Source organism: Burkholderia sp. AU31624 (assembly GCF_020420065.1).
GTDB lineage: Bacteria > Pseudomonadota > Gammaproteobacteria > Burkholderiales > Burkholderiaceae > Burkholderia.
Map to the genome: position 1 here is coordinate 202,561 of NZ_JAIZRT010000004.1, position 23,951 is coordinate 226,511.

General features: G+C 66.7%; 16 protein-coding genes and 1 tRNA gene. 10 read left to right on the forward strand and 7 right to left on the reverse strand.

The window, feature by feature from the left end; translation table 11 throughout:
- Positions 1-63: 63 nt before the first annotated feature.
- From LGM89_RS16035 to wecB, 5 genes are all read right to left on the reverse strand, one after another.
- Positions 64-1,893: an acyl-CoA dehydrogenase gene (locus tag LGM89_RS16035; RefSeq protein ID WP_226273404.1), complete on the reverse strand. Its 1,830-nt coding sequence runs from the start codon at positions 1,891-1,893 to the stop codon at positions 64-66.
- A 107-nt stretch (positions 1,894-2,000) separates the two neighbouring features.
- Positions 2,001-2,768 carry a class II aldolase/adducin family protein gene (locus LGM89_RS16040; RefSeq protein ID WP_226273405.1) on the reverse strand — a complete coding sequence of 256 codons (768 nt, stop codon included), beginning with the start codon at positions 2,766-2,768 and terminating at the stop codon, positions 2,001-2,003.
- Between the two features lie 72 nt (positions 2,769-2,840).
- A complete protein-coding gene (locus LGM89_RS16045; RefSeq protein WP_226273406.1) occupies positions 2,841-5,165 on the reverse strand; it encodes a xanthine dehydrogenase family protein molybdopterin-binding subunit in 2,325 nt (774 codons plus the stop codon).
- Positions 5,162-5,623 carry a (2Fe-2S)-binding protein gene (locus tag LGM89_RS16050; protein WP_175237329.1) on the reverse strand — a complete coding sequence of 154 codons (462 nt, stop codon included), beginning with the start codon at positions 5,621-5,623 and terminating at the stop codon, positions 5,162-5,164. The genes LGM89_RS16045 and LGM89_RS16050 overlap by 4 nt, the downstream gene beginning before the upstream one ends.
- 579 nt (positions 5,624-6,202) lie before the next feature.
- Positions 6,203-7,420 carry a non-hydrolyzing UDP-N-acetylglucosamine 2-epimerase gene (gene wecB / locus LGM89_RS16055; RefSeq protein WP_089494591.1) on the reverse strand — a complete coding sequence of 406 codons (1,218 nt, stop codon included), beginning with the start codon at positions 7,418-7,420 and terminating at the stop codon, positions 6,203-6,205.
- 1,197 nt (positions 7,421-8,617) lie between these two features.
- On the opposite strand from wecB, the gene LGM89_RS16060 reads away from it, so the two are divergent.
- From LGM89_RS16060 to glmS, 7 genes are all read left to right on the forward strand, one after another.
- Positions 8,618-10,162, forward strand: coding sequence for a glycosyltransferase family 2 protein (locus tag LGM89_RS16060; protein WP_089494590.1), 1,545 nt, complete (start codon positions 8,618-8,620; stop codon positions 10,160-10,162).
- A 3-nt stretch (positions 10,163-10,165) separates the two neighbouring features.
- Positions 10,166-11,167 (forward strand): polymer-forming cytoskeletal protein, encoded by a 1,002-nt coding sequence (locus tag LGM89_RS16065; RefSeq protein WP_089494589.1) that lies wholly within the window; start codon positions 10,166-10,168, stop codon positions 11,165-11,167.
- 11 nt (positions 11,168-11,178) lie between these two features.
- Positions 11,179-12,189 (forward strand): YaiO family outer membrane beta-barrel protein, encoded by a 1,011-nt coding sequence (locus LGM89_RS16070; RefSeq protein ID WP_226273407.1) that lies wholly within the window; start codon positions 11,179-11,181, stop codon positions 12,187-12,189.
- Between the two features lie 13 nt (positions 12,190-12,202).
- The gene (locus LGM89_RS16075; protein ID WP_226273408.1) at positions 12,203-12,973 is read left to right on the forward strand and encodes a hypothetical protein; all 771 of its coding nucleotides are present in this window, start codon (positions 12,203-12,205) and stop codon (positions 12,971-12,973) included.
- A gap of 333 nt (positions 12,974-13,306) precedes the next feature.
- Positions 13,307-15,457, forward strand: a complete 2,151-nt coding sequence (locus tag LGM89_RS16080; RefSeq protein ID WP_226273409.1) for a polysaccharide deacetylase family protein — start codon at positions 13,307-13,309, stop codon at positions 15,455-15,457.
- A 92-nt stretch (positions 15,458-15,549) separates the two neighbouring features.
- Complete coding sequence (locus LGM89_RS16085; RefSeq protein WP_226206609.1) at positions 15,550-16,638, forward strand: hypothetical protein; 1,089 nt, start codon at positions 15,550-15,552, stop codon at positions 16,636-16,638.
- 48 nt (positions 16,639-16,686) lie between these two features.
- Entirely contained in the window at positions 16,687-18,504 is a 1,818-nt protein-coding gene (gene glmS / locus LGM89_RS16090) for a glutamine--fructose-6-phosphate transaminase (isomerizing) (protein WP_089494584.1), read from the forward strand.
- A gap of 51 nt (positions 18,505-18,555) precedes the next feature.
- On the opposite strand, the gene LGM89_RS16095 is transcribed toward glmS, so the two are convergent.
- Positions 18,556-18,632, reverse strand: a tRNA-Arg gene (locus LGM89_RS16095).
- A gap of 168 nt (positions 18,633-18,800) precedes the next feature.
- Positions 18,801-19,631, reverse strand: a complete 831-nt coding sequence (locus LGM89_RS16100; RefSeq protein WP_039347620.1) for an undecaprenyl-diphosphate phosphatase — start codon at positions 19,629-19,631, stop codon at positions 18,801-18,803.
- A gap of 478 nt (positions 19,632-20,109) precedes the next feature.
- On the opposite strand from LGM89_RS16100, the gene LGM89_RS16105 reads away from it, so the two are divergent.
- The 3 genes from LGM89_RS16105 (at position 20,110) to LGM89_RS16115 (ending at position 23,894) form a co-directional block, all read left to right on the forward strand.
- Positions 20,110-21,021, forward strand: a complete 912-nt coding sequence (locus LGM89_RS16105; RefSeq protein ID WP_226273410.1) for an aldose epimerase — start codon at positions 20,110-20,112, stop codon at positions 21,019-21,021.
- A gap of 165 nt (positions 21,022-21,186) precedes the next feature.
- Positions 21,187-21,888: a peptidoglycan DD-metalloendopeptidase family protein gene (locus LGM89_RS16110; protein WP_089494582.1), complete on the forward strand. Its 702-nt coding sequence runs from the start codon at positions 21,187-21,189 to the stop codon at positions 21,886-21,888.
- A 368-nt stretch (positions 21,889-22,256) separates the two neighbouring features.
- Entirely contained in the window at positions 22,257-23,894 is a 1,638-nt protein-coding gene (locus LGM89_RS16115; RefSeq protein ID WP_226273411.1) for an acyl-CoA synthetase, read from the forward strand.
- The last annotated feature ends 57 nt before the right edge of the window (positions 23,895-23,951 follow it).

Genomic DNA, 23,951 nt, shown 5'->3' on the forward strand with positions numbered 1-23,951 from the left:
GGTAGCCGACGGAATCGGCATCCACGACATCGTCTGCATTCCGGAATGTCGGTGAAGCCATGATCAGAACCACGCGTCGCGCATGTCGAGCGTCGTCGTGTCGACGCGCGCGAGCAGATCGAGCTGCGCATCCACTTTAGGCAGTTCCCAGTTGAAGAAATAGCGGGCCGCCGCACGCTTGCCGTCGTGGAAATCGTCGGCGTGCCCGTGCGCGGCGAGCGTCACGTCGAGCCACAGCCACGCGACGACGAGATGGCCGAACGCTTCCAGGTAGACGCTCGCATTCGCGAGCCGCGCCTGCGGATCGCCGATCGCACCGAGTTGCCGCGTGACGTCGACCAGCCGCGCCCAGCGCCGCGCCAGCGCATCGGCCCGCTCGCGCAGGTCGGCATCGAGCGTCCGCGCGCGTTCGACAGTCGCGCCGATCCGCGCATCGAGCGCGTGCAGCGACGCGCCATCGTCCTGGGCGACCTTGCGGCCCAGCAGGTCGAGCGCCTGGATGCCATGCGTGCCTTCGTGGATCGGGTTGAGACGATTGTCGCGATAGAGCCGTTCGACCGCATAGTCGCGCGTGTAGCCATAGCCGCCGTGCACCTGGATCGCGAGGTCGTTCGCCGCGAGACACCACTGCGACGGCCAGCTTTTCGCGATCGGCGTCAGGATGTCGAGCAGGCGCGTGGATTGAGCGCGCACGTCCGCATCGTCGTGCGCGCGTGCTTTATCGACCAGTTTCGCGCAATACAGGATCAGCGCGAGACCGCCTTCGACATAGGCCTTCTGCGCGAGCAGCATGCGCCGCACGTCCGGATGGTCGACGATCGGCGCCTGCGGCGCGGCGGCATCCTTGCCCGCCGGCCCGAGCGGGCGCCCTTGCGGCCGGTTGCGCGCATAGTCGAGCGCGTGCAGATAACCCGTGTAGCCGAGTGCCACCGCGCCCGCGCCGACACCGATGCGCGCTTCGTTCATCATGTGGAACATGTAGGCGAGGCCGTGATTCGGCTGGCCGACCAGATAGCCGATCGCGCCTGCGCGCCCTTGCGGTCGGTAGCGCGTGCCTTCGCCGAAATTCAGCAGGCAGTTGGTGGTGCCGCGGTAACCCATCTTGTGGTTCAGTCCGGCGAGCACCACGTCGTTGTGCTCGCCCTGCGTCACGCCGTCGGCGCCCGGCAGGTACTTGGGCACGATGAATAGCGAGATGCCGCGCGTGCCGGGCAGCAGCCGGCCGTGTTCGTCGGGAATCTTCGCGAGCACGAGGTGGACGATGTTCTCCGTCAGCTCGTGTTCGCCACCCGAGATCCACATCTTGTTGCCGGTCAGCCGGTAGCGCGGGCCGAGCGGCGAGTCGCCTTCGAAATCCGCGCGCGTCGCGATGTCGGACAGCGACGAACCGGCCTGCGGCTCGGACAGGCACATGGTGCCGAGATAGCGCCCTTCCAGCTCCGGGCGCGCAAATGCGTCGATCTGCGCGGGGCTGCCGTGCGCGACGAGCAGGTTCGCGTTGGCGGCGGTCAGGAACGGATAGGCGGACGTGGCGATGTTCGCGGCCTGGAAGAACAGGAACGATGCGGCTTCGACCAGCTTCGGCAAGCGCATGCCGCCGAGCGCTTCGTCGTGGCCCGCGGCGATCAGCCCGGCGTCCGCGAACGCGCGCACGGCCGGTTCGACGTCGGGGATCAGCGTCACGCGCTCGCCGTCGAACTGCGGCTCCTCGCGATCGCCACGCGCCGCGTGCGGCGCGAACAGGTCTTCGGCAATCCGCTCGCTGGTGTCGAGCACCGCGTCGAACGTCTCGCGACTGTGCTCGGCGTAGCGCGGCAACGCGACGAGCGCTTCCGCGTCGAGCCAGTCATACAGCAGGAACGCGAGATCGCGTCGCGACATCAACAAGCTCATCGTGCTGCCTCCCGGGGCCGGCTTCGTCAGCCGAATGAAGGATTCCGTGACGGAAAGTGCTGGCAGGAATTTAGCACGGTCGTTCTAAAACGACAACGATGGATGCGCTAGTCCGCGTAACCGGGATTGCGCCGATCGAGCCGGCGCAGCAAGCCGGGCCAGACGAGCGCCCCGGCGCCCATCCCGCGCGTCACCGCGGCGATTTGCTGCTTGATGCCGTCGAGAATCGGCTGGCCGATCGGCAACAACGCCGAACCGCCCGCCTGCGCGCGGACCTGGATCATGCAGGCCGCTTCGAAGAAGTACATCGCGACGAACGCGTCTGCCGGCGTCGCGCCGACGGTCAGCAGGCCGTGGTTGCGCAGCATCAGGTTCGTGTTGGCGCCGAGGTCGTGCACGAGGCGCGCCTTCTCGCCTTCGTTGAGCGCAATGCCCTCGTAGTCGTGATACCCGAGCGACGCCAGCACGCCGAGCGACTGCTGCGACAGCGGCAGCAAGCCACCTTCCTGCGCCGACACGGCGACGCCGTTGATCGAATGCGTATGCATCACGCACAGTGCGTCGTCGCGGGCCGCATGCACCGCGCTGTGAATGGTGAAGCCGGCCGGGTTGATCTCGTCAGATGATTCGGACACCTTGCGTCCGTCGAGATCGACCTTCACCATCGACGATGCCGTGATCTCGTCGAACATCATCCCGTACGGGTTGATCAGGAAGTGGTGCTCCGGGCCGGGCACGCGCGCGGAAATATGGGTGAACACGAGATCGTCCCAGCCGAACAGCGCGGTGAGGCGATAGGCCGCCGCGAGGTTGACTCGCGCATCCCATTCGGCGGGGGAAACCGACTGCTTCACACTGACTTCGGAAGAGGCCACGTCACGCTCCTTGCTCAGGGGTCGATGTGCACCGGGCCGCACGATGCGGCCCGGCGTGGGGAATATCGTGCGTCAGCCCGCGTGCGGCTTCGCGAGCTGATCGGCAACCGGCAGGCTGCGGATGCGCGTGCCGGTCGCCGCGAAGATCGCATTGGTCAGCGCCGGCGCGACGGGCGGCAGCCCCGGTTCGCCCACGCCGCCGAGCGGCGTCGCGAAATCGTCCGGCGCGACGAGATGCACGCGGATTTCGCGCGGCGCCTCGTTCATGCGCAGCACCTGGAAGCCGTTGAAGTTGCTCTGCTCCGGATGGCCGTCCTTGAACGTGATCTCGCCGTGCAGCGCGATGCCGAGCCCCATCACCACCGCGCCCTCGAGTTGCGAGCGTACCCGCTCCGGATTGACCTGCGCCCCGCAGTCGATCGCGATGTCGACTCGCGGCACCGTGATCTTGCCGTCGGCATCGACCTGCACCTCGCACACCGCCGCCGTGTACGACACGAAGCTGCGATGCGCGGCGATCCCGAGCCCATGCCCCTTCGGCAGCTTGCGCCCCCAGCCGGCGCCGCGCGCGACCGTCTCGACCACGCGCCGCAGCCGGCCGGTATCGATCGGATACAGCGCCGGATCCTCGCCGTAGTTCGCGTTCTTCACCGTGATGTGCGGCTCGAAACGCCGCGCGGGCCCGATCAGTTCGAGCAGGAAATCCTTCGGGTCGCGACCGGCCGCGTGCGCCAGCTCCGACACGAAGCTCTGGATGCCGAACGCATGCGGGATGTTGTAGACCGAGCGGAACCAGCCGATCCGCGTGTGCGCTTCCGCGGCCGGATTCTCGATCCGTACGTTCGGAATCGCGAACGGCAGGTCCGCGATCCCTTGTGCGAGTTCCCCCGGCTGCTCATGCACGACACCGGCCCTGAACGTCGACTGGATCGACGGCGCGACCGTGCGATGCTGCCACGCGACCACTTTCCCCGACGCATCGATCGCGCCGTCGAACGCCTCGAGCGACACCGCATGGAAATAGTCGTGCGCGATGTCGTCCTCGCGCGTGAACGTCAGCTTGACGGGCGCGCCGACAGCCTTCGACAGCAACGCCGCCTCCACCACGTAGTCGGGCTTCGACTTGCGGCCGAAACCGCCGCCGAGCAGCGTCACGTTGACCGTCACGCGCTCCGTCGGCAACCCGAGCGCCTTCGCGACCTCGTCGCGCGTGGTCTGCGGCGCCTGCGTGCAGGTCCACACTTCGCAGCGGCCGTCGGCCACGCGCGCGACGGCCGCGGGCGGCTCCATCGTCGCGTGCGCGAGATGCGGGATGTAGTACGTCGCGCGCACGCGCTTCGCGGCGCCGGCCAGCGCCGCCGCCGCATCGCCGTCGTTGCGGATCACGTCGCCCGGTTGCGCGGCAGCCGCTTCGAGCGTCTTGCGATACACGGCCGAATCGTAGTTCGCGTTGGGCCCGTGTTTCCAGTCGATCTTCAGTTGCGCGCGCGCCTGGATCGCCGTCCACGTATCGCGCGCGACGACGGCCACGCCGCCGAGCGGCTGGAAACCGGACGGCAGCGGTGTCGGCGCAAGCTGCACGACCTTGACGACACCCGGCAGCTTCTCCGCCGCCGATGCGTCGAACGACGCCACCGTATCACCGTAGGCCGGCGGTCGCGCGACGACCGCATACAGCATCCCGTCGAGCCGCGTGTCGATCCCGTAGTGCGCGCGGCCGCCGACGATGTCGCGCCCGTCGATCAGCGCCGTTTCGCCCTTGCCGATATAGCGGAATTCGGCCGGCGCCTTCAGCGCCACCGTGGCAGGATCGGGCGCCGACAACGCGGCCGCCTTCGCCGCCAGTTCGCCGAAGCCGAGCTTGCGCCCGCTCTTCGTGTCGACGACCTCATGCACCGTCGCCTTGACCTGACGCGCATCGACGCCCCACGCCGCGGCTGCCGCCTGTTCGAGCATCGTGCGCGCGGCCGCACCCGCGCGGCGCAGCGCGGCGAAGCTTTGGCGCAGGCTGCGTGATCCGTCGGTGTTCTGGTTGCCGTAGCGCGGCTCGTCGCCCACGGCCTGCGCGACCTTCACGCGCGCCCAGTCGGCGCCCAGCTCGTCCGCCACCACGAGCGCGACGCTCGTGCGCACGCCCTGCCCCATCTCGGAGCGGATGCAGGTCACGGTGACCGTGCCGTCCGGCGCGATCGCGACGAACAGGTGCGGATCGTCGCGCAACCCGTGCGGCATCCCGGCGCCGCCATACTGCTGATTCGCGCTGACGGGCGGCTGCACCGGTGTCGCCGCGTGGACGAGCGACGGCACGCCGAACGCGAGCAGCAGCCCGCCGGATGCGAAGCCGAGCAGCCACGCGCGACGGCTTTCGTTATGGACGGAGAGTTCAGGCGCGCTCATGCGGCACCTCCGCGGCGTACGGCCAGGCGGATCGCCGCACGAATGCGCGTGTAGGTGCCGCAGCGGCAGATGTTGCCGGACATCGCATCGTCGATGTCGGCGTCGGTCGGATGGGGATTCGTCTTCAGCAGCGACGCGGCCTGCATGATCTGCCCGGACTGGCAGTAGCCGCACTGCGCGACGTTCAGTTCCTGCCAGGCCTGCTGCAGCGGATGATCGACGTCCGTCGACAGTCCCTCGATCGTCGTCACGCGCTTGCCGGAAGCGGCGGCGACCGGGGTGATGCACGAGCGGATCGCGACGCCGTCGAGGTGCACGGTGCATGCGCCGCACAGCGCCATGCCGCAGCCGAACTTGGTGCCGGTATCGCCGAGGACATCGCGCAGATACCAGAGCAACGGCATGTCGGGATTGCCGTCGAAGTGCTGCTCGCTACCGTTGACGGTCAGCGTGATCATCGTTCACCTCCTGGTCGAGGCGCCCGCGTCGCACCACGGGTGCCGGGTGGGGATTCGAACGGTGCCGAGCCGGCACCGCCTGGTGGACTGCTTCGCCGGAAGAACCGGCGCTCGATGTGTTTCCCGGTGCTGCGGGCTGCCGAGGGCTGCCGCGCGTACGATTCCGCTCGAAGGCGGGTGCCCGCGGGTCCCGATTCTGCCCCATGCAAACCGTCACGCCGGCAACGCGAACCTGTCGAGGCTGCCAGAAACGGCGCGCCGGATCGCCGTTACCCGCGCGCGACGTTCGGCCCGGACGGGCGGATTCGTATGGGGATTGAGCCGAGCTCCGACTTTAACCGATGTGCGACGGTTTTGCGCCGGCGCGCCGGCGCGCCGGATGCAGCGCCTCGCGCGCGTCGATCGCTTCCGCTATCCGACAAGCACCACCGGCTTGCGCAGGAACTGCCGCGTTTTGAACCCGGCGGGAAAATGCGTTCCGGGTCGCACACATGCAAGGATCCGGCGGGCCTGGCGGCCGGACCGGATCCTTGTGCGACGGCAGCGAACGATACGGAAGACGCTATCGCGTGCTCCCGCTCACGGCGACCGCAACGCCTGCAACCCCAGCGTGAGCGCATTGAACGGCATTTCCGCGGCCCCCAGCGAAAAGCTCGTCGTCTTCGTCGTCACGCCCGGCGTGCGCATCAGCGCGTGAACGATCCGCTCGCTCGCGTGACCGTCGCCATACGGATTGCTCGCGCGCGACATTTCCTCGTAGGCGCTCTCGCTGTCGAACAAGCGCGATGCCTCCCAGATGATCCGCTCCTGGTCGGTGCCGACGAGTCGTGCGGTGCCCGCCTGGATCGCTTCGGGCCGCTCGGTCGTCTCGCGCGTGACGAGCACCGGCTTGCCGAGCGCCGGCCCTTCTTCCTGAATGCCCCCCGAATCGGTGATGATGAAGTGCGCGCGGGACATCAGGAATACGAACGACAGGTATTCCTGCGGCTCGATCAGGTAGATGTTCGGCACACCGCCGAGCCGCGCACGCGCCGGTTCACGCACGTTCGGGTTCATGTGCAGCGGATAGACGAACTGCGCGTCGCGATAGCGGCCCGCGAGCGTACAGAGCGCTTCGCAGAATTGCTTGAACGGCTCGCCGAAACTCTCGCGGCGATGGCCGGTGATCAGCACGACGCGCCGCGACGGCTCGAGAAACGGAAAATACGCGGCGACCTTGTCCGACAGCGTCGACGTTCGGTCCAGCATGCGTTTGACCTCGTGCAACGCATCGATCACGGTATTGCCGGTCAGCGAGACGCCGCTACCCGGCACACCCTCGCTGAGCAGGTTGTCACGCGCCTGCCCGGTCGGCGCGAAATGCCACGACGACACTGCGTCGGTCACGCGGCGATTCAGCTCCTCCGGCCACGGCGACCAGATGTCGCCGCTGCGCAGCCCGGCCTCCACGTGCCCGACCGGCAGATAGCGGTAGAACGCCGCGAGGCTGACCGCGAGCGTGGTCGTCGTATCGCCGTGCACCAGCACGACGTCCGGACGCAGATCGTCGAAGACCATGCCGATCGATTGAAGAATGCCGGTCGTCACGTCGGTCAGCGTCTGGCTTTGCCGCATCAGATTGAGATCGTAGTCGGGCTTGATGTCGAACAGCGTCAGCACCTGGTCGAGCATTTCACGATGCTGCGCGGTCACGCACACCCGGGCGTCGACATCCGCTTGCGCCTTCAGCGCGCGCACCAGCGGTGCCATCTTGATGGCCTCCGGCCGAGTCCCGAACACAAGCAAAATCTTCTTCATCGTTATCCTCGTTTAGCCACTTCGCGCGGACGACCCTGCACGTGGCGCGAAGCATGTATCCGGACGGCGCTTCCCGTACTCGCACGCGGTCAGCACGCGGCGGTGCCGAGGGGCGAGCGCGCCGTCTTGTCCGTGCGGTCCCGGCCGCGCGAATCGTCGTTCTACCGGCATCTCGTTGCACTGATCAGTCACGTCATGAGTCGTTCCTCGCTGTGTCGAGCACCACGCCTGTCCGTCACGTCGCTTCCACACCAGCAATATTCAAACCAGCCGCACTACAGCCGGGCCCGGTTCGCGCGACGCGCGCCGCACATACGCGTTGCGCAACGGAATGTTTCACAACTGCTACGGGACGTCTCATCTCCGGGTAGGCGCGACAACGATAAACAGCCGGCCGACCGCACGATCCGTCTGACGACGTCGTCCGATGAATCACGACTGCATGTCCGATACCCGTCATGTATCGATCCGCCTGGATCTTTCGAAACGCTTTACGTCGTCTCGATTCGGCACTTTTGTCTGTGCAGCGCCCGGCGTGCACGCGACCGCCGGCCAAGGTCGCGTGCGCACGATTAATCGGGCATGCAGTGTCGCTTGCGTCGCACGAATGGACGTGCGGGAAACGTTGCGAATGTGTAACGCGGATCCGGAGCAGTCGGATACATCGGAGTCCGGTCCATTCCGCACGGACGACGGCGATCGCCGTTTCGATCTTCGGGGCAACGCGTGCGCGGCGAACGATGCACGCCAGTGCCTCTCGCGAAGCCGCATCGAGCAAGGAGGATGCGACTCGTCACACAAACCGCCGGCCGTGCGACGTACGCGGGACAGGCCGCAGACTGCCTGCGGCCGAACGGCATGCGCCTACGCTGATTCGTCAGTGAATCAAAACACGTCGCCGCGACCGCGACTGCGCGCGCACCTCGCGCCCGGCCCCTTGCGGCACGGGGCATCGCGACCCATGGCTCACGCCTTGCTTAATGTCGGACAGGTGCGTCCCGAAGCACTCGCACGGCAGCAGCAGACAGACGGGGACGCCAATGCAACGAAGCCGGGAGGCGACGCGACGCGTCCGCCGGGGCGAACGACATCCGCCCTCGCGCGACGAACAGGCGGCCGCGTCCCATTGACAACCGCGCGATCCCCGGGCGCCTTCAGCTCTCATCGGTCGTCGTCGCGGACATCGGGGACCAGGACATGAAGAAAACGCGGATGGCGTCGCTCTGCGAGCAAGGCATTCTGCTGCTGATCGTGCTTGCCTTCTCGCTGGCCGTGCGCGACACCGCATCGCAGGCGATCGCCGAACCGGCGCGGATCATCGTGCCTGCCGCAAACGCCGCAGTCGCCGTCGAGCGCACGGCCCTCGACAACGTGCCGTTCGCCGTCGCCGTACCGGCATCGCACGATGCGGACGTGTCGCTCGAGCCGCCGCCCGCCGGTACGCCAGGTTTCACGTTCGACCCCGACCTGCTGCTGATGCCCTGCGTCGCGTACCTGTGGCTCTTCATGCTGTTGACGTGCGTCTACGCCGGACGGCATTACGTGTTCAGCATCGACCGCCTGTTCAAGCCGCAATGCGCGCCCTACCGAACGATTACCCATGGCGAATGGCCGCGGCTCACGGTGTTCGTCGCCGCCCACAACGAAGAAGCCGTCGTCGTCGATTGCCTGATGGCGCTGCTGGCGACGACCTACCCGCGCGACAGGCTGACGATCATTCCGGTCAACGACCGGTCGACCGACAACACCCGCGCGCTGATCGACGAGGTCCAGGCACTTGCGCCCGACCTCATCCAGCCCTTTCACCGTGAGTCGGGCAAGCCGGGCAAGGCGGCCGCGCTGAAGGATGCGCTGCACTTCATCCGCGGCGACATCATGGTGGTATTCGACGCCGACTACCTGCCGCGCCCGGGGCTGCTGAAGGAACTCGTCGCGCCGTTCTTCGATCCGGAAGTCGGCGCGGTGATGGGCCGCGTCGTGCCGCAGAACGCCGACAGCAACCTGCTCGCGCGGCTGCTCGACCTCGAGCGCGCGGGCGGCTACCAGGTCAACCAGCAAGCCCGCAACAACCTCAGCCTGGTGCCGCAGTATGGCGGCACGGTCGGCGGCATCCGCAAGGGCGCGCTCGACGCGGTAGGCGGGTGGCGCGACGACACGCTCGCCGAGGACACCGACATGACCTATCGCCTGCTGCTGAGCGACTGGCGCACGGTCTACCTGAACCACGCCGAATGCTATGAGGAAGTGCCGGAGCACTGGGCCGTGCGGGCCCGGCAATTGACGCGCTGGGCGAAAGGCCACAACCAGACGTTGCTGCGCTATCTGGTCCCGGTGCTGCGCAATCCGCTGATCTCGCGGCGCTGCCGTCTCGACGGCGCGCTGCTGCTCGGCGTGTTCGTGATGCCCGCGCTCCTCGCCGTCGCATGGAGCGCGGCGCTCGCGCTCTACCTGTTCAACGGCGTCAACTCGACCGCGCTCGGCCTGATCGTGTCGCTGTTCGCGCTGTTTTCGTTCAGCACCTTCGGCAACTTCGGCGTGTTCTTCGAGATCGTCGTCGCGGCCCGGCTCGACGGCCGCGCGACGCGGTTGCGCCTCGTGCCGATCAACGTCGTCGGCTTCTGCGTGACGATCGCGGCCGTCGTCTCCGCGCTATGGGGGCTCACGCTCGACGCCGCATTCCGCCGCGAACTGAAATGGGACAAGACCGAGCGTTTCCGCCGGCAACTGAAACCGGAGCGATGAGCGATGACGACCTTCAATGTGATGGTGCCGGTGGCCGGTGTGCTCAGCCTGCCGTTCCTGCCGATGCTGCATGAACTGATCCGGCGCAGCGACGTCGCGGCGCTGCCGATCGGCGACGGTCCGTTCGTCGATCAGGCATTGCTCGCCACGCGATGGCACGATGCGCTGCGGGCGGACGCGGCCGGCGAACCGCCGGCCGATCCGTCCGCCGCACCACCCTGGCAAACACTCGGGCTGACCGTACAGCACGCCGACATGATTCACGTCGCACACGACGAGCATCGCGACGACGTGCTCCATGCCGATCGCGCGATCACGCTCGACGACGGCGCCCGAGCGGCGTATGCGTTCGCCGGTGAACGCATCGACGTTCATGCCGGCGCGACGATCGGTGCGCTTGCGCACGCGCCGCGGATCGACATCGACATCGACGGCGCGGTGCTGCGTGGCGTAGTGGTCGGCGGCACCGTGCACCTGCATGGCGCCGGCGGCTTCGCATGCCTGTACGGCGAACCGATCGTCTTCGGTGCCGCGTCGGGCACACGCGCTGCCGACATGCCTGTCGCACCACGCCGCGCGATCTCGCTCACGCGCCACTTCGCGACGCTGCCGCATCGCTTCCTGCACGGCCGCTACCTGCTGCATTGCGATGTTCGCCTGCCCGCGCACACGGTCGTGCAAGGCAACCTCGTCGTCGACGGCACGCTCGTGCTCGGGGAAGGCTGCGTGCTGCGCGGCAGCGTCAAGGCGCATCGTGTCGAACTCGAACGTCATGCGTTGCTGCACGGCGCCGTGTTCGCGCGCGACGACGTGCTGCTCGCCGATGCGAGCTGCATCGACGGCGTCGTGTCGGCCGGCGGCCTGCTCCGGCTGACCGGTGCGCGCATCGGGGTCGCCGGCCATCCTGTCAGCGCGTGTGCGCGCGATGTCTCGGTCGCCGGTCATGCATGCGTGCATGGCGACCTCGTCGCGTGGCGCAGCGGCTGGTTCCACGCATCCCGTTAAGGAGCGCCTTCATGTCCGATCGCCCCTGCCATCGCGGCCCGCGCGCGCCGGTTGCCACCCTCGCGGTGCTGTGCGGCGTCGCCTTCGGTGCGCCACCGGTAATGGCTGCCCTGCCGGATGACGCCGCCGCGCCGCCCGTGCAGGCGCCCGACGTTCCGACCGTCATCACGCCGCGGCCGCTCGACGAATCCACGTTCGTGCGCGTCAGCGCCGACGGCCTGCCCGACGGCGTGCCGCTCGCCGAGTTCACGCCCGACGATACGAACCGCCCGCCGCTGCCCGACGCAATCGTCACGCATGTCCAGGCGCCGAAAGAATCGCATACCGAACTGTCGCTCGGCTATTCGAGCGCGCACTTGACGCACGGTTACGGCGACTGGTACGGCGTGCATCTGCGTGGCGTCTATCAGGACGGCGGGCGCACCGTGCTCGGCGAACTCGCTCAGCTTCATCGCTTCGGCGAGAACACGCAACTCGGCGCCCTGACCTACGTGCAGGATATCGGCCCCGACTGGTTCGGCGGTGTCGGCTTCGCCGGCACCACGTCAGGGACGATCCTGCCGAGCGCACGCGTCGACCTGTCGATCAATCGCAAGTTATTGTCGGATCGTTCGCTGGTCGTGTCGCTGGGTGCCGGTTACGCATGGAACCGCAGTGGCCATCGCGATCAGCTTTATCACGCCGGCGTGATCTGGTACGCGCTGCCGAAATGGATCTTCGAGGCCGGCACGAACTACACGGTCGATTCGCCCGGATCGGTGAAGGCGCCCGCCTATTACGGCGCCGTCACCTACGGCGAAGTCGGCAAGAGCGTGATCGTGCTGCGCGGCGGGTTCGGCCGCGAGGCCTATCAGGTCACCGGTTCCGGCTCGCAGATCGCCGATTTCCGCAGCCACGAGATCGACGCGAAATGGCGCTACTGGTTCACGCGCAAGTGGGGAACGCAGCTCGAGTTCGACTACTACCACAACCCGTACTACTCGCGGATCGGCGGCGAGCTGAGCGTGTTCTATCGCTGGTAACCGGGCGCGCGACATGCAGACGCGTCCCGTCCGTCCTCCCGCCGACCGTTCGCTGCGAATCCACGCGTATCCGCAGCGCTGGCTGCTGTCGATCGTACTGCTGACGCCCGCGCTGTATGCGTTGCTGTGGGTCGTCCTGCCGCTCGCCTGGCGCTACTGGCGCGCGGTGATGGCCTGGGGCGCGCAGCAGATCGATCCTGCGCTCCACGTGATCGTGATCGGTTATCCGCCCGACGCGCCGCGCGTGCCGCTGCTGTCGATCGACGTCGCCGCGCGCATGCCGGGCGACGTGCTGCTGGCCGCCACCGCGGCACTCTGCGCGATCGGCTTCGCCACCTCCTTCATGCGACACAAGCACTGGCTGCCTGTTGCATATCTGTTACGTATCGCGAGCTTCACCCAGTTGCTGATTTGCGCGTACTTCTGGCTCGCGCCCGGCACGTTTCCCTATGTCCCGTTGCTGCATCTGCGCGACATGTTCGTGCTGCACGGCGCGGCGATCGCGATGATCCCGCTGGTGATGGCGGCGTTGTACTACCCGCTCGATTTCTCGCTGCTGCAGAAGGCTTGTGCGTCGGTGCTGGTACTCGGCTACTTCATCGTCGCGCTGCCGTTCGTGATGCTGCTGCACGCGATGATCATCCATCACGGCACGTTGCTGTTCCTGCCGTTCTGCTATTTCCTGCTCGGCGGACCGCTGCTGATCGGCCTGCTGGTCACGCTCTACACCTACTGCGCGAGCTGGCCCGGCGCGCTGACGAACGGCGCCGATTCTGTCTGCTGATTTCGCGCGCAAACGCGCCGTATCAGCGATGAAACGAATCCATCGCGTTTGCCGCCGTGCCGCGCGACTCGCGTTACATGAAGCCAACAGGACCGGGCCTCCGCAGCGAATGGCACGTTGTTCGCTTCACTCAATGTGTCGCATCGGGTCCTTTCGTCAATGACGACAGCGCGGCGCACCGACGTGCCTCGTTGTTCCAGCTGCCATCGACAGGTACCACTCGATGTTCGACGCACCGGACAGCCGCACACACCTATGGGGCAGGACTGGTCGACCTGGCGGCACGCGCATCACGGCTGCCGCGCGCCCCATTCCTTGAGCGAGGAGTACACCATGTTGGCAAAGTCAGGCAAGTTCTTGCGGATCCTGTTCGCGTTGTTCGCGCTCGCGTTCGCATTCAGTCCGGGCGGCGTTCAGGCGGCCACCAACCAGCTCATCCTGCTGGTGCCGAATACGCTGACGTTGCCCGATCCGCGCGTGTCCGCATGGCTCGACACCGCGCAAGAGGAAGGGCTGCAGATCACGGTGATGACCGACAGCCAGTTCATGACGGCCGGTGCATCGTTGTCGCAGTATCCCGGCCTGATCCTGCCCGATCAGGTGCATACGACAGCCGACGACACGCTCGTCACGGCGATCCAGAACTATGCGCTGAACGGCGGCAAGGTGATGCTCGTCTACGATTTCGGCGTGCTGAATTCCGCCGGCTTCTACGTGAGCCCGAAATCCCGCTTCAGCAACATGGTCGGTGTGGACTACGTACTGTATGACCAATTGGGCGGCAACATGATCGGCCTCGGCAACGTGACCGGCATGAGCAGCTGGCTGCGCACGCTCCAGGTGCCTCCCGGCAAGTCGATGGCATGGACCACGACGGCTTCTACCACGACGACCGCCAGCGTCATGGCGGCGGCGACCACCAGCGGCTCGAAGACGAACAACTCGTCGAAGCCGGCTACCGGTACCGCGCTCTACCTGTCCGGTAGCCCGTCGAACCCGGGCGGCCTCGCCAACTACAACCACGGCGCATGGTTCCAGTACGACACGCCGCCGGCAGGCAGCGGCCTGTTGAACCAGACGGCGCCGAAGCTGACCGGCGTCGCGAACGGCAAGCAGGTGAAGTCCGGTACGTATAGCGCCAACTCGCTCGTCAGCACGACGACCGGCAAGGCAGCCACCATGCTCGCGTCGACCACGGCGACGACCACCGACACGCTCGAAGGCATCTCCGGCTATGTGTACGGCTTCCTCACCTATCCGAGCTTCGTCACGCAGGGGACGTACACCGGCACGACGATCCTGACCTCGCCAACGTTCGGGCTGGTGTCCGGCTACAACACGTACGGCAACGGCGGCGTGCTGTTCGTCAACCTGCCGCTCGCCTACCTCGACGGCCAGACTGATGGCATGCTGATCCACGGCTACCTGCATTATTTCGGCACGCAGATGCTGAACCTGCCGTCGCTGTCGCCGCTGCCGAAGGCAATGGCCGGGCTGGTGTTCAACTGGCACTTCTGCGCAGGCGACCAGATCCAGCCCGCGCTCCAGCTGAAGAACCTCGGCGTGTGGAACAACGGGCCGTTCTCGCTCGTGATCACGGCCGGCCCCGATGAAGCGACGTTCGGCGACGGAAACGGCATCAACCTCGCCAACAACCCCACCGCGCTGAATCTCGTGAAGTATTTCCTGAGCAAGGGCCATCACGTCGGCAGCCACGGTGGCTGGATTCACGACTACTGGGGGGCGAACGCGAGCGAAACGAACGCGAGCACGTTCACGCAGTACCTGGTGATGAACCATCAGGCCGTTCAGGCAGCCACGGGCCAACCCGATGTCGAGTACGCAGCGCCGGAAGGCAACACGCCGACCTGGTCGGTCAACTGGCTCGAAAGCAACGGCTTCAACGGCTACTACTTCACCGGCCACACCGGCTCGGCACCGACCCGCGCATACCGCAACGGCGCGCTGCTGAACCCGGGCCTGTGGGCTTACCCCGTGATGCCGTTCGGCAAGTACGCGACGTTCGAGGAGTTCCAGCAGTATGCGGTGCCGACGAGCGACGTGAACAACTGGTATGCATCCCTGATGAACTTCGTCGTCGCGAACCGTACGAGCCGACTGATCTATGCGCACCCGCTCGGCGCGTCGTCCTATACGTCGACGTTGAACGCGATCTTCTCGCAAGCGAATACGCTGAAGCTGCTCGGCCAGTTCAAGTGGTACACGATGAGCGACATCACGATCTTCGATCGGGCACGCCTGAACGTTACGTGGTCAGCCACCGACACGGGCAGCGGCTGGTCATTTGCCGCCAGCCACCCGACGAGTCTGGCGAACATGACGTGGCTGCTGCCGAAGAAGGCCTACGCACTGCCGTTGATCACGCAAGGCAGCGGCAGCATCGTCATCACCGATGCGACGTACTGGCTCGTCACCGCGAACGGCGGCACCAGCCTCAAGTTCACCAGCGCCAAGGTGAACTGACCCGCAACGTCGACACACTCGCCGGCGCGCGACGCGGCCAACGCCGCGCCCGGCGAGCATTGCGCACGAACACCGCGCAGGAGCCCCCGATCATGAACCGGCCCGCGCTTTCCCCGGCCGCACGCGCCCGCGTGGCGGCCACCGCCCGGCTATGCCGCCTGTGGTGCGTTGCCTGCTGTGTCGCGGCATTCGGCTTCGCGCTGCACGCGGGCGCCGCCGAGCTCCAGCTCAACGGACTCTACCAGCGCCCCGACGGCGCGATCACCGTGCGCCTGAACGGCGCCGGCGTCGATCCGTATTTCGCGGCGAAAGCGCTGCTCGCCGCCACCGATGCCGGGCTCGACACCCACCAGGCCGCACTCGCGTGGATCGCGTGGCTGTTGCCGCGTCAGCGCCCCGACGGCGGCTTCGATCGCTACTGCCTGAAGAGCGGCCAGTACAGTGCTTGCGCGGAAGCCGACGCCGACGACGCGATGATGGCCACCTGGATCGAGCTGCTCTCCCGCTTCGCGCCGCCGGACGGCATGCCCGCCGCATGGGAGCTCAGCCTGAACCGCGCGGGCGCGCATCTGGACACGCTGCTCAGCAAGCCCACCGGCGTCTATCAGATCTCGTCGACACTGCACGTCGCGCTGCTGATGGATAACGTCGAGGTCCACAGCGCATTCCAGGCGCTCGCCGCGTACTACGTCCGGCATGCCGACACCGCGCACGCGAGCCCGTGGCGCCAGCGCGCCGACCGGCTCTCGTCCGCGATCCTGAAGGTGTTCTGGCGCGGCACGCAATCCGGCTTTCGCGCGAGCACGCAGCGCATCAGCGACGCGACCTTCTATCCGGCGAAGGTCGCGCAGATCTTCCCGCTCCTGTCGGGGATTCAGGTTCCCGATCAATCGAACGAGGCCATCTATGCGCAGTGGATGCAGAAATACGGCAAGACGTGGCTGCAACTGGCCGGCAGCGATTATCCATGGGGCTTGATTGCGCTGGTCGCATTCAAGATGAACGACTGGAACACGGTCGCCTGCTGGCATGCGCGATCGGGCCCGTACCGGCATGGTGCGCACTGGAACGTACTGGAGGAATCGCTTTATCTCGCATTCGAAAGCAGGATGGCCGACCCCGTCGCGCCCGCTCAATGCGGCTTCACGACGGCGGAGGCAACGGAGACTGCGTCGCGCTGACACGGCGTGCATCCGATCCGGCAAAAATGTCAGGGAAGGAGGCGTGTCATGTGTGGCATCGTCGGCGCGGTCGCGCAACGGGACATCGTCCCGATTCTGATTGAAGGTTTGCGCCGCCTTGAATATCGCGGCTACGATTCATGCGGGGTCGCGACGGTCGTCAACGGCCAGCCGCGCCGGGAGCGCAGCATGTCGCGCGTCGCCGATCTCGACGCCCACGTGCGCAGCGCCGGCCTGACCGGCAGCACCGGTATCGCGCACACGCGCTGGGCGACCCATGGCGCGCCGGCAACCTGCAACGCGCATCCGATCTTCTCGCGCGACGAAATCGCGCTCGTGCATAACGGCATCATCGAAAACCACGAAACGTTGCGCAAGCAACTTTCCGACGCGCACTACGAATTCGACGGCCAGACCGACACCGAGGTCGTCGCGCACCTGATCCACAGCCAGTACCGCGGCGATCTGCTCGCCGCCGTCCGTGCAGCGACTTCGCAGCTTCATGGCGCGTACGCGATCGCCGTGTTCAGCAAGCACGAGCCGCAGCGGCTGATCGGCGCGAAAGTCGGCTCACCGCTCGTCGTCGGCGTGAAGGACGGCGAATGCTTTCTCGCCTCCGATGCGCTCGCGCTCGCCGGCATCACCGACCGCTTCATCTTTCTCGAGGAAGGCGACGTCGTCGAGTTGACGCCGGGCGGCGTACGCGTGCTCGATCGCGGCGGCGCACCGGTCGAGCGCGCGGTGCAAACCATTTCCTCCGCGCAGGCCGCGGTCGAACTCGGGCCGTACCGGCACTTCATGCAGAAGGAAATTTTCGAGCAGCCGCAGGCCGTGGCCGCGACCATCCCGGATGCGGGGCTGTTCGATCCGGCCGTATTCGGCCCGGATGCCGCGCGGGCGTTCGACCAGATCGACAACGTGCTGATTCTCGCGTGCGGCACGAGCCACTATTCCGGCCTGACCGCGCGCCGCTGGCTCGAAACGATCGCGCGCATCCCCGCGCAGGTCGAGATCGCGAGCGAATACCGTTACAGCGATGCGCTCGCGATGCCGAACACGCTGGTGGTCAGCGTGTCCCAATCCGGCGAGACCGCCGACACGCTCGCCGCGCTCAAGTACGCGCAGGCGCTCGGCCATATCGACACGCTGGCGATCTGCAACGTGCCGACCAGCGCGATGATGCGCCAGACCGGCCTGCGCTTCCTGACGCGGGCAGGCCCGGAAATCGGCGTCGCGTCGACCAAGGCGTTCACGACGCAGCTCGTCGCGCTGTTCATTCTCGCCGTCACGCTCGGACGGCTGCGCGGCTACGTCGACGATGCGCAGCTCGCGCGCTACACGATGCAATTGCGGCGGCTGCCGGGTGCGCTCCAGGATGTGCTCGGGCTCGAACCGCAGATCGCGCGCTGGGCGGCGGAATTCTCGCAGCACGAAAACGCGCTGTTTCTCGGGCGCGGGCTGCACTACCCGATCGCGCTCGAAGGCGCGCTGAAGCTGAAGGAGATTTCGTATATCCATGCGGAGGCGTATCCTGCGGGCGAGTTGAAACATGGGCCGCTCGCGCTCGTGACGCATACGATGCCCGTTGCCACGATCGCGCCGAACGACGCGTTGCTCGAGAAGCTGAAGTCGAACATGCAGGAGGTGCGGGCGCGCGGCGGGCAGCTTTACGTGTTCGCCGATGCCGATACGCGGATCGACAACAGCGAAGGCGTGTCGGTGCTGCGGATGCCCGATTACTACGGGTTGTTGTCGCCGATCCTGCATGTGGTGCCGTTACAGCTGCTTGCGTATCACGCGGCGTGTTTGCGTGGCGCGGATATCGACAAGCCGAGGAATCTGGCGAAATCGGTGACGGTGGAGTGAGGGGGTTGGGTAACCTGGGGCGGACTGGTGAGGGTCTTCTAGGGATCAAACTGGCCCGCCCTACACGATTCGAACGTGTGACCTACGGCTTAGAAGGCCGTTGCTCTATCCAACTGAGCTAAGGGCGGTCGGGGAGAAAAGACACGGCCGGCGCGGGCTGCGTTTGACACAAAGCTTCAGGCGGCAGCAAAACCACCAACCTCGAAGCCCCGAAGCAAAACGGGCCCGGCATGAAGCCGAGCCCGAAATTATACCCGATCATCGCGCCACATCACGCGAGATCGGCCTTCGCAGCATCAAACCGGCTGCGGATGCAGCATGAACCAGCCAAGGCAGAACACACCGGCGATCACGCAATACACGCCGAACGAAGCCAGCCGGCCACGCCCTTCGAAGTAACGCATCAGGAACCGCACGCTCAGATACGCGGCGATCGCCGTCAGCACGCCGCCGAGCAGCGCATCGGCGAGCTGGTCGCGCGCATGGAACAGCTTCGGCAGCTCGAGCACCCCCGCCGCGAAAATGATCGGCGTACCGAGCAGGAACGAGAATTCCGCGGCCTTCTCCGCCGTCAGCCCCGCGGCGTTGCCGGCGATCATCGTCAGCCCGCTGCGCGAGAAGCCCGGAATCAGCGCGCCGATCTGCGCGAGGCCCACAAAGAACGCCTGCTTGAACGTCATCTTCTCCGGAGCCTGATGCGCGCGGCTGCGCTGGATGCGATCGCCGAGCCACAGCAGTACGCCGTTCACGATCAGCGCGACCGCGACGATCCGCAGGTCGTGGAACACGCGTTCGATGCGCTTCTCGAGGAGCAGCCCGACGATGCCGGTCGGGATCGTACCGATGATGAGCGCCCACATCAGGTGCCCGTCGTCGTTCTTGCGGCCGCCGAGCTGCGCGAAGAAGCCGCTGATCAACGCGATCCAGCGCGCGCGGAAATACCACAGCAGCGCCAGCGCGGTGCCGAGGTGCAGCGCGACGAGGAACGGCAGCAGTTGCGGTGCGTGCTTGTCGATGTGCATGCCGAACAGCGCCGGCACGAGCAGCGTATGGCCAAGGCTGCTGACGGGGAAGAGTTCGGTGACGCCCTGCAGGACGCTCAGGAATACCAGAAACCAGAGACTCACGCGTCGGTCCTTTTAGTGAAAATCAAGCGGAAAGAGAAGTGGACGACGCGATGCGCGTCCGTAAAAACGCGCCCCGATTATGCCGAGCCCGGATTACTGCGCCAAGGCATTTGGCTGGATATTGCGGCAATGCACACAAACGCTTGCAATTTGTAAGCACCCAGAAAGCAAAAAGCCCGCCATTTGCATGGCGGGCCTTTCGACTTCGGCAGGAATTGCCGTCAGCGGCCGAGCTGATAGAAAAATAATACCGTGCTGCCGGTAAACATGCCGAACAGTGCGATACCCATTGCCATTGCCAGATCCATGGCCCCCTCCACGAAGTGTCATGACCCGGCAACATCACCGGTTTAGAGCCATTATCCCGACCGATGACAGTCTTAAAAACTCGCGATTTCCCGAGAAGGGTTTTCCCCGAGCCGCCACGGCCCGATAATGGAGCGCGTCACTCCCGTCCACCCGCCTAACCCGATTCGCCATGCCGACCTTCCAGCAACACGACATTCACGAACTTCACGCCGGCCCGTCGCTCGTCCGGGTCGCTCCGCAATTCGGCGGCCGCCTGCTGTCATGGGATGTCGACGGCGAACCGGTGATCTTCTGGCCGGACACGGCCGACTGGAGCAACCTCGCACGTGTGCGCGGCGGCAACCCGCTGCTGTTCCCGTTCCTCGGCCGACACCGCGTCGACGGCGAACTCGGCCGCTGGCGCGATGCCGCCGGCGTGGTGCGCGACCTGCCGATGCACGGGTTCGCGCGCGACCTGCCGTTCGCCGCGCAACCGTCGGCCGATGGCGCAGCGCTGTCGATGACGCTCGACGCAACCGACGCGCTGCGCGCCAGTTACCCGTTCGACTTCCGGTTCGAAACGACCTACCGGCTGGCCGACTCGCACACGCTCGAAGTCGCGCTGACGACGACCAATCGCGGCGACACGCCGCTGCCCTACTACGCCGGCCACCATTTCTATTTCGCGCTGCCGCACGGCGAACGCGCCGACACCACGCTCGAGCTGCCGCCCACGCATCGTTGCGCGCAGCAGGCCGACGGTTCGATCAGCACGCCCGAACCGGGCGAAGCCCGTTATCACCTCGACAACCCGGACATCCTCGACCGCTTCCACTGCCTCGACAGCGTGCCGGCCATGCCGGTGCGCATCGTGATGCCGGGCCGCCGCCGCACGATCGAGATCGCGCTCGACGTGCCGGGCTCGATCCCGTGGTACGCGGTGACGACCTGGACCGAGAAGCCGGATTCGGACTTCTATTGCGTCGAACCGTGGCTCGGCCTGCCGGATGCGATCCACAACGGCCTCGGGCTGCGCCTGCTCGCGCCGGGCGCGACCGAAACGGCCACGCTGCGGATTCGCGTCCTTCCGCTCGCCGGCTGATACGCAAGCTTGATACGCAGGCTGAAACGCCATCAGGCAACGCGTGGAACCGGTGCGCCGCAGTCCCGATAACGGCCCAAACTGCGGTGCGCGGGTCGAACCCGTTAAAATCGGACGTTTTGTGTTGCCTGCCGCGTCACGCGCGGCAGGGTTTTGCGAGGTTCAATGTTCGGAACAACAACGAAGCGACTCTTCGCAGCCGCCTGCGCCGCCCTGCTCGTCGCATGCGGCTCCGCGCCCGTCGGCCCCGGGTTCTATCGCGTCGAGCGCGGCGATACGCTCTACAAGATCGCGCGCGACAACCGCACGTCGGTATCGAACATCGTGCGCTGGAACCAGATGACGAACCCCGATGCGATCGAAGTCGGCCAGGTGCTGCGCGTCGTGCCGCCGCCCGGCACGACCACCGCCTCGACGCCGTCGACCACCGGCACCGGCAGTGCCGGCCGGGCCCGCCCCGCGCCGTCCGCTCCGGTCGAATCGGCCGTCAAGCCGGCCACGAGTATCGCGCTGATCTGGCCGGCCGCCGGCAATGTGGTCCGCACGTTCGACGGCTCGAAATCGAAGGGCATCGACATCGCGAACTCGCCGGGCACGCCGGTGGTCGCGGCTGCGCCGGGTGTGGTGGTCTATGCGGGTAACGGGCTGCGCGGCTACGGCAACCTGATCATCCTCAAGCACAACGCCGATTACCTGACCGCCTACGCGCATAACCGCGCGCTGCTGGTGAAGGAAGGCCAGTCGGTCACGCAAGGGCAATCGATCGCCGAGATGGGCAACAGCGACAGCGATCGGGTCGCGCTGCATTTCGAGTTGCGCTACGGCGGCCGATCGATCGACCCGTCACGCTACCTGCCGGCGCGCTGAGCACCCGATGGACGACACGCGATGCCGGCACGCATCGCGTGTCGTCGCGGTGAAAACCGGGAAAGGTGATGTCAGCGCTTGCGCAGACGTCCGGTGAACCGGCCGGACAACGGATCGACGTGACGGGCAAACGCTACCAGTACGCCGATTCCGATCAGGCTGAACCCCGCAGCTATCAGAAGCAAATCCATGGTCACACACTGATTTTTTCGTGATCTTATGCGTCATTGTGGAATCGTGCACTGAGCCGAGGCTATTGGACGAGTACGAAGATTCCCTACCCTCGGACGCCATTGTGGATTCGTTTGCGTGAAATCCTGATGTAAGCCGCTCGCGCGACGCCACGTTCGTCCCCAGGAGACACCTCGATGCTGCCCGCCGCCGACCACTACGACGACCTGCTCTCCCGCTTCGCGTGGGACGTTCCGGCGCGTTACAACATCGGCGTGGACGTCTGCGACAAGTGGGCGGACGGCAGCGGACGCCTCGCGCTGATCCATGAAACCGCGCGAGGCGACGTTTTCCGCATCACGTTCGACGACCTGAGGAATGCCTCTAACCGGCTCGCGAACAGCTTTGCGCGCGCCGGCCTTCGGCGCGGCGACCGGATCGGCATCTTTCTCGCGCAGGGCCCCGAAACGGCCGTCGCGCACCTCGCCGCGTACAAGCTCGGCGCAATCGCGGTGCCGCTCTTCACGTTGTTCGGCGTCGATGCGCTCGAATACCGGCTCGCGAACAGCGAGGCGGCCGCGCTCGTCACCGATGCGGCCGGCTACGCGAAAATCGCGCCGCTGCGCGCCCGGCTGCCGGCACTGCATACCGTCTACTGCATCGGCGACGATGCGCCCGATCAACCCGATACGCCCGATTACCCGGGCGTGCTGCGCTACGACGCGGCGATCGCCGCCGAAACACCCGACTTCGTGCCGGCCGATACGGCCGCCGACGATCCGGCGGTCATCATCTATACGTCCGGCACGACGGGCAAACCGAAAGGCGCACTGCACGCGCATCGCGTGCTGCTGGGCCACCTGCCGGGCGTCGAGATGTCGCAGCAGCGCTTCCCGCGCGACGCGCGCCTGTTCTGGACGCCCGCTGACTGGGCATGGATCGGCGGCCTGCTCGACGTGCTGCTGCCGTCATGGCATCACGGCGTGCCGGTGCTTGCGCGCCGCTTCGAGAAATTCGACGGCGACGCGGCGTTCGCGCTGATGGCGCGGCACGGTGTCACCCACGCATTCCTGCCGCCCACCGCGCTGAAGCTGATGCGCACCGTCGCGGCACCGCGCGAACGCTACGCGCTGTCGCTGAAATCCGTCGCGAGCGGCGGGGAATCGCTCGGCACCGAGCTGACGGCCTGGGGGCGCGACGCGCTCGGCGTGACGATCAACGAGTTCTACGGGCAGACCGAGTGCAACATGGTGCTGTCGTCGTGCGCCGCGCTGTTCGATGCGCAGCCCGGCGCGATCGGCAAGGCGGTGCCCGGCCATGCGGTCGCGATCGTCGACGCGGACGGCACGCCGCTGCCGCCCGGCGTCGAAGGGCGCATCGCGGTGCGCCGCCCCGACCCGGTGATGTTCCTCGAATACTGGCGCAACGCCGACGCGACGCGCGACAAATTCGCCGGCGACTACCTGCTCACCGGCGACACCGGCATGATCGACGCCGACGGCTTCGTGCGCTTCGTCGGCCGCGACGACGACGTGATCACGAGCGCCGGCTACCGGATCGGCCCGGGCCCGATCGAGGACTGCCTGCTCACGCATCCGGCGGTGCGAATGGCCGCCGTCGTCGGCGTGCCCGACGCGACGCGCACCGAGATCGTCAAGGCGTTCGTGGTGCTGAATCCCGGCCACGCCGGCGACGAGTCGCTCGTGCAGGCGCTGCAGGCACATGTGCGCACGCGCCTCGCCGCGCACGAGTATCCGCGCGCGATCGCGTTCGTCGACAGCCTGCCGATGACCGCGACCGGCAAGATCGTGCGCCGCGCGCTGCGCGACGCGTAGGCTGGCCGCCCCCGTGCCGCCGGCCCGGCCGGATGGTTTATAGTGGCGCCACCACGC